This is a genomic window from Rhodoferax sp. (genome assembly GCF_030646845.1).
Classification (GTDB): domain Bacteria; phylum Pseudomonadota; class Gammaproteobacteria; order Burkholderiales; family Burkholderiaceae_C; genus Rhodoferax.
Window position 1 is genome coordinate 97,721 of sequence record NZ_JAUSLE010000063.1, and the last position, 13,531, is coordinate 111,251.

The window sequence follows — 13,531 nt, forward strand, 5'->3', positions numbered from 1 at the left end:
ACGTTTACCTCAGGCGCGACAGGGCGGCGCTGGCCAGTTCGGCAATGCGCTCCAGAAAATCGGTGCCCATGGCGCTGTTGAAGCGCTGCGCGTCGGGCGATGCCAGCACCAGCAGCCCGAACGCAGGGGTCGTGCTGCCGGCCGGCCCGGTGCGCAGGGGCAGAATCGCCAGCGACGTGGCCGCCTGGGGATCGGGCAACCAGCTGACCGCCTCGAACCCGGTGTTCACACCACAAAACGGCTCCATCAGCGAGGAGGCGAACAGTTTGGCATCGTCACTTGCACCATGGGCAAAGTCGGCGTGGGCAAACTGCGGCGCCACGCCCCATACCTTGATGCCGACCTGGGGGACCAAGAACTGCTCGGCAATCTCGCCGGCAATCTGACCCGGCAGGTCCAGCGGATCGGCCACCAGGAACAGGCTGCGCGCCCACCGCAGTAGCTTGTCGGACAGCAGGACATTCTCATTGCCATTGCGAATCATGTCCATGATCCGGTGCTCCAGCACCTTGATCTTCTCGCGCAGCATGCCGGCCTGACGCTCCTGCAGACTGACGGCGCGATTGCTGTGCGGACTGGTGAGTTGCACCGCGGCCAGCAACTCGGCGTGGCGCTCAAAAAAATCGGGCGTATTGGCTAGGTAGTTGGCAATGTCGTCTTCGGTGATGGGGTTGGTGAATGGGGTAGTCATAGGTTGTCGGGTAGGTCAATCTCGCCGTGAAAAACAGTCGTTGCCGGGCCGGTCATCAGCACCGGCGATGTCGCGCCAGCCCAGGAAATGGTCAAGGTGCCGCCGCGCGTCTGGACATCCACCGTGCTGTCCAGCAGCCCGAGCCGGATGCCGGCCACCACGGCCGCGCACGCGCCAGAGCCGCAGGCCAGGGTTTCGCCCGCGCCGCGCTCAAACACCCGCAGCCGAATGTGGCCGCGGTCCACGACCTGCATGAACCCGGCATTCACGCGCCGGGGGAAACAGGGGTGACGTTCAATCAGCGGGCCCTGCGCCAGCACCGGGGCCGTCTCCACATCGTCCACCACCTGCACCGCGTGCGGATTGCCCATTGACAAGACCGCTACAAAAACAGTAGCTGCTTGCGCAGTATCCACGAGGGCTAGAGGCCATTTTTGCCAAGTGCCCGAGGTTTGGGGCTGCAGACCGGTCGCCTCAAACGGGATGTCAGCCAGCTCGAACACCGGGGCGCCCATGTTGACGGTCACCCGGCCGTCGGCGTTGAGTTGGGGCTCAATCACGCCGCCCAGCGTCCGCACCCGGATGGCGTCCTTGCCGGTCAGGCCCTGATCCCGCACATAACGGGCAAAGCAGCGCGCGCCGTTGCCGCACTGCTCCACCTCGGCGCCATCGGCGTTGTGGATCACATACTCGAAGTCGATGCCCGGCCCGGGGGACGGCCGCACCGTCAAGATCTGGTCAGCGCCAACGCCAAAGTGACGGTCGGCCAGCCGGCGGTACTGCGCAGCCGACAGGCCCAGCCGCCCGCGCGTCTCGTCAAGCACCACGAAGTCGTTGCCGGCACCCTGCATTTTGGTGAATGGAATTCGCATGCGGGAATTATCCCTGTTCGCTGGCGGGGTGTCTCACCTCAAGGCAGTGGGGGCAGAAACCCAATTCAATGCAAAATAAACCCATGGCAAGACCCAACCAACTCCTGCATCCGCAACGCGAACCCGCGCCCCTCCGTCCGGCCGCCACGGTACTGCTGCTGCGCGACAGCGACAACGGCATTGAAGTGCTGATGACGCGCCGCTCCATGACGGCCAGCTTTGCCCCCGGCGCCTATGTGTTTCCCGGTGGCGGAGTGGACGCCGCCGACGCAGCCAGCCACGCGCAGGCGCTGCGGCGAGCCACGCAGAGTGACCTGCACCTGACCCAGGCCATTGCCGCCATCCGCGAGAGTTTTGAAGAATTGGGCGTGCTGCTCGCCCGCAAGGCAGACGGCGCGCATGCCGACCACGGCGATATCGCCGCGCTGGACCGCTCCAAGCCCTTCACCGCCCAATGCCAGGCCCGTGGCCTGACCCTGGCCGCCGACGAAGTGTTTGTGCTGGCGCACTGGATCACCGACCGCGACTTGCCGCGCCGCTTTGACGTGCCCTTTCTGGTCGCGCGCATGCCCGACGGCCAGACACCGGTGGCCGATGAAACCGAGCAGTTCGAGCCGGTGTGGGTGCGTCCGGCGGACGCGCTGGCGCGGCACAAGGCGGGTGAGTTTTTCATCATCTTTCCGACCATCCGTACGCTGGAGCGATTGCTGGACTATGCAACGGTGGATACCGTGCTGCAGGCCTGCGCCGCCACCGAGCAGCCGCTGTGGACCAGTTGTCCGCGCGCCGGCCTGCTGGCAGGCCACGAGGCCAGGTACATGGAGCACGAGCACCCCTACGGTGAGTTGGCGCTGGTCTGCCCGGACGGGCAGATCGTGCACGCGCTGGACTGGCAGTCCGAGCAACCGGTGTCCTTGTTGAAAAACGTGCTGCGCCTCACCGCCCCGAATCCCGGCGCCATGACCGGCCCCGGTACCAACAGCTATCTGGTGGGAGACCCGCACACCGGCTATATCGCCATCGACCCCGGGCCGGCCGACGCCGATCACATCGAGAAGTTGTGGCGCGCTGCGGGCGGTGATATCCGCATGATTGTGTGCACCCACTCGCACGCGGATCATTCCCCCGGCGCGAAACCGCTGCAGGCCCTGTGCGAACCGAAACCGCCGATTCTGGGCCTGCCCTCGGCACCCACGGCACGCAAAGCGAGCGAATTCACGCCCGACCAGTCGCTACAAAATCAGGAGCTACTCAGGCTTGAAGGACGCGGGCCAGAGGGTGATTTGACTCATACCCTGCAGGTGATCCACACGCCTGGCCACGCGGCCAACCACCTGTGCCTGGTGCTGCTGGAAGACGGCCTGCTGTTCAGCGGCGACCACATCCTCAATGGCAGCACCACCGTGATTGACCCGCCGGATGGCGACATGACGGCCTACCTCGACTCGCTGGACACCTTGAGCGCCGCCTGCACGGAGCACCGGATCGAATTCATCCTGCCAGCGCACGGCTACGTCATCGGCGGCTACGCCGGCGAAGCCAGCGCGGCCATAGCGCATCTCAAGGCCCATCGTCTCAAACGCGAAGCCAAGATCCTCAAGGTGATGCAGGCGCACCCCGACGGCACGCTGGACGACTGGGTGGAACACGCTTACGACGACGTGCCACCCCGCATGTGGCCGGTGGCCAAACGCTCACTGATGGCCCATGTGGCGCGCATTGAATCCATGATGACCTGAGAGGGCCAACCCTTGCCGGCAATCATTGTTTCCTGCCTGGCCCTGCTCTTTGTGCTCTGGTTGCTGGGTCAGCCCTGGCTGATCGAACACAAGCGCAGGCAGATTCGCGCCCGGCCTTTTCCTCCTGCCTGGCGCGATATCCTGAGGCAACGTGTGCCCTACGTGCGCGCGCTGCCGTCCGATTTACAGCTCCAGCTCAAGCAGCACATCCAGGTCTTCCTTGCCGAGAAGGCCTTCATCGGTTGTGCGGGGCTGGAAATCACCGACGAGATGCGGGTGACCATCGCGGCGCAGGCCTGCCTGCTGCTGCTCAATCGCCCCAGGGGCTATTACCCTGGCCTGAGCCAAGTGCTGGTCTACCCGGGCAGCTTTGTGGTCCAGCGGGAGCACATGGATGACGTGGGCGTCGCCCACCACGCGCGCCAGGTGCTGTCCGGGGAATCGTGGTCGCAGGGGCAAGTGATCCTGTCGTGGCACGACACGCTCGAAGACGCCGCCACGCCAGACGATGGTCAGAATGTCGTCATCCATGAGTTTGCCCACCAGCTTGACCAGGAGACGGGCGCCGCCAACGGTGCCCCGGCGCTGGCCCGGCGCGAGCACTACGCCCGCTGGTCGCAGGTGCTGGGGACCGAGTTCAGCGACTTGCAGGCGCGCACATCGCACACCCAAGCGTCCTTGTTCAGCGACTACGGCGCCACCGACCCGGCCGAGTTCTTTGCGGTGATCTCGGAGGTCTTCTTTGAGCAGCCGCAACGCATGGCCACGGAACACCCGGCGCTGTACCGCGAACTCAGCCAGCTCTACCGGCTCGATCCCCTCAGTTGGTGATACCCGGACGGTTAACATCCTGCCAATGAGCCCGAATAAAAAACCTGCACCCCGTGCGCCCCATGCGCCCATACCCGGCGAACGCCTGGCCAAGCGCATCGCCGAGATGGTGCCCTGCTCACGCCGCGAGGCCGAGCAATACATTGCCGGCGGCTGGGTGAGCGTCGACGGCCAGGTGGTGGAAGAACCCCAATTCAAGGTGCTGAACCAGAAGGTCGAACTGGACAAAAATGCCAGCCTGATGGACGTCACGCAAGTCACCCTGCTGTTGCACAAGCCGCCCGGCTATGACGATGGTGACGATGAGGAAGACGATGAGGACGAGCCGCGCGCCAGGGCACGTGCGCCCGGCAAGGCGCCGAAGAAGGCACGGCAGCTGCTCACGCCCGCCAATCGCGCCGCCGATGATGCCTCGGGCATCCGGCTTCTCAAGCGGCATTTTGCCGACCTGACTTCACCGGTGCCGCTGGAAGTGGGTGCCGGTGGCCTGCTGGTCTTCACGCAGGACTGGCGGGTAGCGCGCAAGCTCACCGAAGACGCGGGCGTCATCGAGCATGAAGTCATCGTCGAGATCGAAGGCGAAATCGCGCCCGACACCCTGCAGCGCCTCAATCAGGGACTCAGCTCCGACGGCCACCCCCTGCCACGCGTCAAGGTCAGCGTCAACAGCGCCAATGAAGGCAAAAGCAAGCTGCGTTTTGCCGTCAAAGGCACGCATCCGGGCCTGATTGCCTACCTGTGCGAACGGGTGGGTCTGAAAATACTCAGCATGAAGCGCATCCGCATTGGCCGCGTGTCGTTGACGACCCTGCCGATCGGGCAGTGGCGCTACCTGCTGCCGCACGAGCGCTTCTAGCTTCAGGCGCTGAACAACTGGCCGCGCGCGGCATCGGTGATGGCCACCACGCAAGGGTGCGTGATGCGCCGTTCCACCGACACGGCAAAAAACTCCTCCACCAGCTCATTGGTGCGGCCAATCACCTCTACGCCGAACTGTGCCACCGTCTCGGCTTCCAGCACCGTGGGCGCCATGAAGACGCCCCGCCCTTCGCGGCCAAACGCCGTCATCAACGCACCGTCGTCAAACTCGCCGATCACCCGGGGGTGAATCTGGTGCCGGGTTAGCCAGCCCTCCAGCTGCTGGCGCACCGAGGCCGACGCGCCCTGGATCAACATCGGCATGTCGTTCAGGCACCCCGGGAACGCACCTTGAAGCCGTGACTTGAGCGCAGGCGCACAGAAAAAACTCATCGCCGTGCTGCCCAGCGGGTGGTTGAACGCCTTGACGCTGACGCGCCGGGACATAGGCTCATCGGCAATCACCAGGTCCAGCCGGTGCAGGGCCAATTGCGCCAGCAGGTCGGGGAACTTGCCCTCACTGCAAATCAGCCGGACCGGCTCATTCACGGACAGGGCCGGCTCCAACAGGCGATAGGCGACCGACTTGGCCACTGAATCGGCCACGCCCACCCGGAAGTCCAGCACCCGCTGGCCGCCACGCGCCTGACGCAACGTGGTTTCCAGCTCGGCGCCCAGCGTGAATATCTGATCCGCATAGCCCAGCGCCAGCCGCCCGTCCTCGGTCAATTCAAGCTGGCGGCCGCTCTTGCGAAACAGCTTGCGACCGAGCCAATCTTCCAGCAGCTTGATCTGGCCGGACAGGGTTTGCGGCGTGGTATGCAGCTGCTCGCCGGCGCGCATGACGCCGCCGGCTTTGGCGGTGACCCAAAAATAGTGCAAGTGCTTGAAATTCATCGGACGGCTCCTGTGTGCATACTTCTATTATTCGTATTTTTCGAAGTTTAATTGCAAAAAATACGAATTTACACGAAGTGATGGAATGCCTATAGTTGGCTTTGTCACACACCTCGTGACGCTGACAGGAGTTTCCGATATGCGATTAAGTACCAAAAGCCGTTTTGCCCTGACTGCGATGATCGACGTCGCGCTGCGCGAGAAATCGGGTCCGGTCCCCCTGTCCGACATTGCAGCGCGGCAACAAATTTCGCTGTCCTACTTGGAGCAAATGTTCAGCAAGCTGCGTCAGCACGGTTTGGTGGAAAGCACCCGCGGCCCCGGCGGCGGCTATGCGCTGGGTCACCGGGCCGACAGCATCACCGTAGCGGACATCATTGGCGCGGTGGAAGGTGGCGAGGATCGCCGCACCTTGGACGCGAGCCGTCAAGGCAAGGTCGTGGCGCGGGATGCGACAAAGGATCTGACCCAGGATCTGTGGGACGCCTTGAACTCGAAAATGCTGGATTACATGCAGTCCATTACGTTGCGCAGCCTGGTGCTGCAGCAACTTGCCAAAGGCGTCGGCGTGGAAGAGCGCAAGGTGGCCAATCGGGGCGTGTTCAAAAAGCCCAGAACCGAGCCCTTGCAGGCCACCGCGCCGAATTCCGTGTTTGCGCTCGGTCAGTCCTTGCTCGCCAGAGGCTAGGCCAAGACCGAGTCAGGGCGTGCGAGGCGCGCTGCCTGGCGCGGCGGCGACTTCTTGCACCGGCCCTACCCGCTCATTCGTCCAGTGCAGCAGGTCCAGCCACATCTGGCGCATCTCGCCATCTTGCGGAGTCCGCGTGGCATTGGGCAGCTCGATCGTGACCACTGGCACCCCCTTGTGCACCCCGCCATAGTTGCCCAGCGAACCGGGGAAGATACCGACCTGATCGAGGTACAGGCGCCCCAGTCGCGACGGCGGTACCGAGGGCCCGTCGAAATCGAGCACACCATACGGGGCATGGATGCTCACAATCAACTGCGGTTTGAAGCCGCTCATCTCGTCATACAGGAATCGTGACTCGGGCTCGGACAAGGGCGTGGCGCCGGGCCAGCGACGCGGATCTTTGCGGGTACGTTTTTCCCAGTAAACCCTGGCGTCCCGCTGCCAGTTGGGCGTGGGAAAGTTGCGATTCAAATCCACGCCATTGGCATTGACGCGCGTCGGCGATCCGCTGAAAACACCATCCGGATTGAGCATCGGCACAAAGCGCCAGTGAATCCCCTGCCGCACATCAGCCGGCAGTTGCGCTGCCAGCCTGATCCAGTGCAGTGCCACTGCGGCAGAAGACAACTCATCGCCGTGAATGGCGCCCACCACCAGCACCCGCAACGTGGCATGGGCCGGCTTGACATCGCGCACCCAGAGCGTTCTGCCCTTCACCGAGCGGGCCGCTGTGGGCTGCAGTTGCGCGGCCTCGCACAACTCGCGCTTCACATTCGGCAACCTGGCGGCAAAATCAATGCAGAGCGTCCCGGATTGGGCGCCACTAGCTATCAATAAAACAGCAAGCAACATGAACCTGAGGCAACGAACGGGCATGGCTGCGAGTTTAACTGTCACACATCGGGTGTGTACTGTCTGCCCCATGACGAAAGGATAAAAGTGTGAAGCCCACCGATAAGCCGGATTCTGTGCAACTGCAGACCCTTGCGGGCCTGCAGAAGTGACTGCCATTACTCTGGGCTGCTGGTCACCCAACAGCTCGATGCTACCTACCCGCACACTCCGGGGGCCCCGTCAACGTGTGCCTACTTGGTATTGCTGCGCGTAGAGATTGCCCGTTTCACCCGAACTGAATCGGCTCGTCTCTGTTGCTCTAATCCTCACCTTATACCTTGCGGCTTTCAGTGGACAGCCGTTAGCTGCTACGCTGCCCTATGCAGTCCGGACGTTCCTCCAGTGCCTGGTTTCCCAGATTGCACCAGCGGCAGTCTGGCGGGCTTCACACCCCGATTATCGCGGCTATCCATAACCATATATCGAAACAAGTCGATGAAGTAGTTGAAAATGGCGGAATTCCCACCGTCAGCCCCACGCACAATCTGCAACCACGACAGGAGCCGCTCATGAAAGCCGACAACATTCTGCAAACCATTGGCAACACGCCGCACGTCCGCATGAACCGCCTGTTTGGGGCAGGTCACAAGGTCTACATCAAGTCCGAGCGCAGCAACCCCGGCGGCTCCATCAAGGACCGCATTGCGCTGGCGATGGTGGAAGCTGCCGAGAAAAGTGGTGAGCTCAAGCCCGGTGCCACCATCATTGAGCCGACCTCCGGCAACACCGGCGTCGGCCTGGCCATGGTGGCCGCGGTCAAGGGTTACAAACTCATTCTGGTCATGCCCGACAGCATGTCGGTGGAACGCCGCCGCCTGATGCTGGCCTATGGCGCCTCGTTCGACCTGACACCGCGCGAAAAAGGCATGAAAGGCTCCATCGCCCGCGCCATGGAACTGGTGGCCGCCACAGCCAACTCATGGATGCCCCAGCAGTTTGAAAACCCGGCCAACATCGAGGCCCACGCACGCACCACGGCGCAGGAAATCCTGGCCGACTTCCCCGATGGCATTGACGCGCTGATCACCGGCGTTGGCACCGGCGGGCACCTGACGGGTTGCGCCCAGGTCCTCAAAGCCAAATGGCCCAACTTGAAGGTCTTTGCAGTGGAGCCGGTGGCGTCACCGGTCATTTCCGGCGGCGCCCCCTCACCCCACCCGATTCAGGGCATTGGCGCCGGCTTTATTCCGAAAAACCTGAACATGGCCTTGCTCGATGGCGTGATTCAGGTGGATGCCGAACCGGCCCGGGAAATGGCGCGCCGCTGCGCCCGGGAAGAAGGCATTCTGGTCGGCATCTCCAGTGGTGCCACCTTGGCCGCCATTGCGCAAAAACTGCCCGACCTGCCGGCCGGCGCCACCGTGCTGGGTTTCAACTACGACACCGGCGAACGCTACCTGTCGATCGAGGGCTTTTTGCCGGCCTGATTGCCGATTGGCGCGAAACCTATCGTCGGGGACGTTTGGAGCCGCTCTGGGTGGCCACTAAAGACTGCGTCCGATCACTCAGCACTCCTTTGTCGCAGCCTTTCTTGCCCTCAAGCAGTCAATCGAAATAGCATGGACTGCTGCTGTCGGTTCGACCTTGATTCGCGTCTCTGTTTGGGCGACGCTGACAACGGGAAACTAGTCATCTTGACTGGCTAACTGGCAGCTTTGTGCGGCGGACGTTCGTCACTATGAACTGGCCGCCGTGAAACAGTCGCTCGTGCGAGCACACCGCGGAAGCGGATCAGGTGCAGGCGCGGGCGCGGGCGGGGAACCAGCGTGGGGTGGCTCATGCGCGTGACCTTGAACGTGTCGGCCAAGATTGCACCTTCTCCTGCATGTGGTGTGTGCATTCGCCAGTGATTTGCGTTCCCCTTCTACGGGTTTTTCGAACGCAGTTGCTCGAAAACCACCTGGTTGGCTTGCATATCGTGCGCATAACCTGAACTTTTACACACGGCGAGCGTAACTCGGCCACCGTCCGAGAGCGTAATCTCCACGCCCAGCTTGCTTTCCAGCAAGCCATCGATCATCCGCACACTGGCGATCTGGTCACGGGCGATGCGTGCCGCTTCGGCACCCGGTCCGACGGGATGCCGCCATCGCTCTCGGGGCAAGAAGACGAGGGATTGCGACGACAGGCCCAGTTCTCCTGCGTTGCCCATCGATGAAGTGCCGCACCTCAGCGCGTTGTCAATGCCCAGCATGTGGTGAAGCGGACCCGTCTTCCAAAGGACACTCTGCAGTGGGAACAGCCGCCACGGGCCTTCGCTGTCGGGAAATGCAGACTGCCGGCGGGCTTCCTGACGCTTCCTGCGCGTATCGGCGTCAAGCCCCCGCAGGGGACAGTCGAGAACTTCCTGATCGCTTGGAGGGCCGAAGGTGTGGAACCCCGGCAATCCTGTGCAGAAGCTGGACTTGTCCTCCATGGTCGTGACGAGCCCTTCTGCGTCATAGCGAATCAGCAGGCGGTGCAATAGGTATCGTGCATTCTGCGCCCAGGGAAATACCACGCCACCACCGACCATGCCAATCGCGACCCAGGCGCCCGATTCAGCCTCCAGGTAGTTTGACTCGTAGTAAACCCAGCTGCCGTCCGCACTCTCCACATCCGGCCCCTTGGGAAGCAGCGCCTGCACGTCGTCGCGGGTACTCTTGCCAATGACGATGCGCGCTACGACTTCGTCGGTGAGGTCGCTGCGTGATTCATGGAAGCCCGGACTGCGCTTGTACGGCACCATGCAGGCACTCAGTGCAAGACCTGTCACGGCCATGGCAATGAGGAATCGTAGGCCTCGGGCCAGCGCTGACAAGCGACTCCAGGCAAGGCGATCAGTTGTACCAAACGTCATTTAGGCGGGTTTTTGCTCAAGAATGATCCAAACATTATGCGATGGACGCACCTGGGAACGCTTGCTCTGGGGGATAGGCCGTTCAAACGCTCCTTTCCGTGACGACAGAGTGGCCAGACCCGCCGAACCTACCGGTCGGAACTGTGGTTTCGGTCTTTGTGGTCGACAGTGGCCCGCCGAGCGCCAATGAACCCGGCGGCACAGGCAGCTCGGAGAGCTCGTTGACTTGTTTGCCCGTGCCATGAGGTTGCCTTACCTCGGCCCCGAAAGTCCCGGGCGCAGCCGCTCCCAGCAGCCTCAGGTGCCAAACCGTCTGAACGGTGATCGGTCGTGATACTCAGGCCGCGCGGGCCTGCAGATCCAGGTTCGCGAGTATCTTCTCGATGACAGTCTGCTCCGGGATGGCTGCGATGATCTTCAACTCGCGGGCTCAAACCGATCGGCGCGCCGTCATTGCCCTCTGTGGCGCCTTCTTGCTGGTCCGCTCCACTGGGTGCCGTCGATCTCTTGGGTGCCTCGCAGCAACTACGAACCACACAGTCGGGCGCCTGAACCGGACGGGCATGAGTATCCGCAAATCGCCGGGACTCGCCCTTCGTGCGTGGCGTCATGATGCACATTAAGGCCAAGAGTCGTCCACGCTCTTCCTTACTTTCATTTTACCGCTCGAAGGTCGACGTCAATTTGGTCAAGAAGAATCTGCTGCCAATCGGGCGGGAAATTGAGCGGCGACAAAACCGGCTTGCTGACGATTTCTACTTCAGTCGAGTTCGACGCCACAGGCTTGATGAATACCGCGATTCGTTCTCCCCAGCTCAGCCACGTGACGCCTTTCGCCAGGATTAGCCGGCCGCCCTGCCTGTCGCTTTCGACAACGTCGAGCTTTTTGTCCCTCGCGGCTGCGAGCGTGGCGTTAAAAACATTCTCAGATGCATATGGGTAGACGCGGGTGACACCTTGTCCCTTAGATTCCTTGACAGTCTCGGTTGATGCGCAACCGCACATAAGGAGTGTGACGATGCACATCAGGGAAGAGATAGTTCTCGCTCGACCGCCAACGGCGACCAGGGTGCTTCTCGCATTCACAGCTTCGTTCCTCCAAAGCTTCAGCTTATGCTGCCCCATTCATATCTTTTTGATTTTTCTCAAGTGAATGGGGTTGGGTAAACCGCGCCATTGATTTCGAGGCTGCTTGCGAACGTTCGCTCCAGGCCGTTTGCAGCATGCCGCTTGGCTCCCCGGCGAAAGCTCGAACCAACGGCATCAATCCATCCCACTTCGATGGACTGCGTGAGACCATGACAAGCTGCGGCAGATGAATGCCCGCTTCTGCAGAACAGCCATAGGTCGCCTGAATTTCCGACGATTGGTCCATCGAACCACGGACAGGCGTCCGATGCACTTATCATTCGCACCTGCTTGATAACCACGAGCCCACAATGATCCGATTGACCGAACTCAAACTCCCCTTGTCTGCCCTGCCGGTGGATGCGCGCCGCGCCACCGACGCGCCGCCGGAAACCGAGGCCGACCGCGCCCCTGCCCCGCATCCCGTTGAGGCCTTAAGACGTTTGTGCGCGCAAGCCCTGGGGCTGGGTGTTGCAGAAATTGCCGATCTGCAGGTCTTCAAGCGCAGCTTTGATGCGCGCAAGGCGGAACTGCTGGCGGTCTATATCGTCGACCTGACGCTGCTGGACCCCTCTCAAGAGCCGGTGCTGCTGGCACGCCTTGAAAACCACCCCCACATCGGCCCCACACCCGACATGGTGTACCACCCGGTGGGGCAGGCGCCTGCCGACCTCGCCGTGCGCCCGGTGGTGGTGGGCTTTGGCCCCTGCGGCATTTTTGCCGCGCTGGTGCTGGCGCAAATGGGCTTCAAGCCCATCGTGCTGGAACGAGGCAAACAAGTACGCGAACGCACCAAGGACACCTGGGGCCTGTGGCGCAAGCATGTGCTCAACCCCGAATCCAATGTGCAATTTGGTGAGGGCGGTGCCGGCACCTTCTCGGACGGCAAGCTGTACAGCCAGATCAAGGACCCGCGCTACCTGGGGCGGAAGGTGATGAACGAGTTCGTGAAAGCGGGCGCGCCGCCTGAAATTCTGGTGGACGCACACCCACACATTGGCACCTTCAAGCTGGTGAAGGTGGTGGAAAACCTGCGCGAGCAGATCATTGCCTTGGGCGGTGAGATCCGCTTTCAGCAACGCGTGACCGATGTTCAGATTGAAGACGGTCCGCAGGGGCGGCACGTGCGCGGTCTGACGGTGCTGGACCAGGCCGCCGGCCAGTCCTACGAGTTGCATGCCGAGCAGGTGGTGATGGCACTGGGCCACAGCTCACGGGACACCTGCGCCATGCTGTACCAGCGCGGCGTGGCGATGGAAGCCAAACCGTTCTCGATCGGCTTTCGCATCGAGCACCCGCAAAGCGTGATTGACCGCGCCCGCTGGGGCCGCCATGCCGGCCACCCGCTGCTGGGTGCGGCGGATTACAAGCTGGTGCACCACGCCAGCAATGGCCGCTCGGTCTACAGTTTTTGCATGTGCCCCGGCGGTACAGTGGTCGCGGCCACATCGGAGCCCGGTCGAGTGGTGACCAACGGCATGAGCCAGTACTCGCGCAACGAGCGCAACGCCAATGCCGGCATCGTGGTGGGCATTGACCCGCGCGACTACCCCACAGATGCCGCGGCCTTCCACGCCACTCTGGGTGAAGACGTTCAGGCCCAGCCCCGCACTGGCGCAGCCCAGCATCATCCGCTGGCGGGCATCGTGCTGCAGCGCCAGCTGGAATCGAATGCCTATGTGATGGGTGGCGCCGACTACAACGCGCCCGGCCAGCTGGTCGGCGACTTCATCGCCGGCCGGGCCTCCACCCAACTGGGCAGCGTAGAGCCCTCGTACAAGCCCGGCGTCACGCTGGGGAATCTGACCGCAGCCCTGCCGACCTACGCCATCGAAGCCATCCGCGAGGCCCTGCCCGCGTTTGCCCGCAAGATCAGGGGGTTTGACATGCCCGACGCGGTATTGACCGGCGTGGAAACACGCACCTCGTCACCGCTGAAGATGCCGCGGGATGACGACTATCAGAGTACCAACACCCGGGGCTTGTACCCGGCGGGCGAAGGTGCCAGCTACGCCGGTGGCATTCTCTCCGCCGGGGTGGATGGCATCCGGGTGGCGGAAGCTGTGGCGCGACGCCTGTTGGCCTGAACGC

At 62.7% G+C, this 13,531-nt stretch carries 13 protein-coding genes and 1 other RNA gene; 6 read left to right on the top strand and 8 right to left on the bottom strand.

What is annotated here, in order from left to right; translation table 11 throughout:
- Positions 1 to 4 precede the first annotated feature (4 nt).
- Positions 5 to 691: a DUF484 family protein gene (locus Q7T10_RS15480; protein WP_304750011.1), complete on the bottom strand. Its 687-nt coding sequence runs from the start codon at positions 689 to 691 to the stop codon at positions 5 to 7.
- Complete coding sequence (dapF, locus tag Q7T10_RS15485; RefSeq protein WP_304750014.1) at positions 688 to 1,563, bottom strand: diaminopimelate epimerase; 876 nt, start codon at positions 1,561 to 1,563, stop codon at positions 688 to 690. Before dapF ends, Q7T10_RS15480 begins: the two co-directional genes overlap by 4 nt.
- Before the next feature lie 83 nt (positions 1,564 to 1,646).
- Here dapF and Q7T10_RS15490 point away from each other — a divergent pair, with 83 nt between their 5' ends.
- From Q7T10_RS15490 to Q7T10_RS15500, 3 genes are read left to right on the top strand one after another with little or no spacing between them, the layout of a single operon-like run.
- A complete protein-coding gene (locus tag Q7T10_RS15490; RefSeq protein ID WP_304750016.1) occupies positions 1,647 to 3,302 on the top strand; it encodes an MBL fold metallo-hydrolase in 1,656 nt (551 codons plus the stop codon).
- Positions 3,303 to 3,314: 12 nt separating this feature from the next.
- Positions 3,315 to 4,133: a zinc-dependent peptidase gene (locus Q7T10_RS15495; RefSeq protein WP_304750018.1), complete on the top strand. Its 819-nt coding sequence runs from the start codon at positions 3,315 to 3,317 to the stop codon at positions 4,131 to 4,133.
- 25 nt (positions 4,134 to 4,158) lie between these two features.
- Positions 4,159 to 4,989, top strand: coding sequence for an RNA pseudouridine synthase (locus Q7T10_RS15500; protein ID WP_304750021.1), 831 nt, complete (start codon positions 4,159 to 4,161; stop codon positions 4,987 to 4,989).
- A 2-nt stretch (positions 4,990 to 4,991) separates the two neighbouring features.
- On the opposite strand, the gene nhaR is transcribed toward Q7T10_RS15500, so the two are convergent.
- A complete protein-coding gene (nhaR, locus tag Q7T10_RS15505; RefSeq protein WP_304750023.1) occupies positions 4,992 to 5,888 on the bottom strand; it encodes a transcriptional activator NhaR in 897 nt (298 codons plus the stop codon).
- A gap of 139 nt (positions 5,889 to 6,027) precedes the next feature.
- Here nhaR and Q7T10_RS15510 point away from each other — a divergent pair, with 139 nt between their 5' ends.
- On the top strand, positions 6,028 to 6,576 hold the full coding sequence (locus tag Q7T10_RS15510; RefSeq protein ID WP_304750025.1) for an Rrf2 family transcriptional regulator: 549 nt from the start codon (positions 6,028 to 6,030) through the stop codon (positions 6,574 to 6,576).
- A 12-nt stretch (positions 6,577 to 6,588) separates the two neighbouring features.
- Here Q7T10_RS15510 and Q7T10_RS15515 read toward each other — a convergent pair whose 3' ends face one another.
- Positions 6,589 to 7,431, bottom strand: a complete 843-nt coding sequence (locus Q7T10_RS15515; RefSeq protein WP_304750028.1) for a M14 family zinc carboxypeptidase — start codon at positions 7,429 to 7,431, stop codon at positions 6,589 to 6,591.
- An 87-nt stretch (positions 7,432 to 7,518) separates the two neighbouring features.
- Positions 7,519 to 7,860: RNase P RNA component class A (gene rnpB / locus Q7T10_RS15520), an RNA gene on the bottom strand.
- A gap of 122 nt (positions 7,861 to 7,982) precedes the next feature.
- Here rnpB and cysK point away from each other — a divergent pair.
- Positions 7,983 to 8,900, top strand: a complete 918-nt coding sequence (gene cysK, locus Q7T10_RS15525) for a cysteine synthase A (protein WP_304750029.1) — start codon at positions 7,983 to 7,985, stop codon at positions 8,898 to 8,900.
- Positions 8,901 to 9,337: 437 nt separating this feature from the next.
- On the opposite strand, the gene Q7T10_RS15530 is transcribed toward cysK, so the two are convergent.
- The 3 genes from Q7T10_RS15530 to Q7T10_RS15540 form a co-directional block, all read right to left on the bottom strand.
- Complete coding sequence (locus Q7T10_RS15530; RefSeq protein WP_304750031.1) at positions 9,338 to 10,228, bottom strand: hypothetical protein; 891 nt, start codon at positions 10,226 to 10,228, stop codon at positions 9,338 to 9,340.
- Between the two features lie 738 nt (positions 10,229 to 10,966).
- Complete coding sequence (locus Q7T10_RS15535; RefSeq protein WP_304750033.1) at positions 10,967 to 11,338, bottom strand: hypothetical protein; 372 nt, start codon at positions 11,336 to 11,338, stop codon at positions 10,967 to 10,969.
- An 85-nt stretch (positions 11,339 to 11,423) separates the two neighbouring features.
- Positions 11,424 to 11,687, bottom strand: coding sequence for a hypothetical protein (locus Q7T10_RS15540; protein WP_304750035.1), 264 nt, complete (start codon positions 11,685 to 11,687; stop codon positions 11,424 to 11,426).
- A 64-nt stretch (positions 11,688 to 11,751) separates the two neighbouring features.
- On the opposite strand from Q7T10_RS15540, the gene Q7T10_RS15545 reads away from it, so the two are divergent.
- On the top strand, positions 11,752 to 13,527 hold the full coding sequence (locus Q7T10_RS15545) for an NAD(P)/FAD-dependent oxidoreductase (protein WP_304750038.1): 1,776 nt from the start codon (positions 11,752 to 11,754) through the stop codon (positions 13,525 to 13,527).
- Positions 13,528 to 13,531: the final 4 nt, after the last annotated feature.